At 64.1% G+C, this 348-nt stretch carries 1 protein-coding gene; it reads right to left on the minus strand.

Going from position 1 to position 348, the window contains the following annotated elements:
- Positions 1-88 precede the first annotated feature (88 nt).
- On the minus strand, positions 89-348 hold a 260-nt coding region (locus SB773_RS30530), incomplete at its 5' end, for a hypothetical protein (protein ID WP_410593959.1).

Genomic DNA, 348 nt, shown 5'->3' on the forward strand with positions numbered 1-348 from the left:
GCGCAAGGTGATGTCTTCAAAGGTCCGGGCCGGCATTCTCGGAGCACCCGGGGCTCGCTGGCAGGGTCAGGATCGGGCGTGTTTCGGTTCAAATGATGAAGAGGCTGTAGGCGTCTTCGATCAAGCTGTCCACGGCCTCCACAGGCAGAGTCCCTGCTGCGGCGAATGCGGCCACGCCTTGCATGGTCGCGATGATCAGCGGCTTCAGGCGCTCGGGTTCGAGACGGCGAAGGCTTCTTCGCTCCAAGCCCTCCTCGACGAGGGACCCGAAGGCGTCGTACAGCACACTCCTCGCCTCTTGGAGCGCTGCGGAGCCCACGCCCTTCCCGCTCGTGAACATGACGTCCA

The organism is Bacillus sp. SIMBA_074 (genome assembly GCF_046534555.1).
In the GTDB taxonomy this organism is placed as follows: Bacteria; Bacillota; Bacilli; order Bacillales; family Bacillaceae_G; genus Bacillus_A; species Bacillus_A mycoides.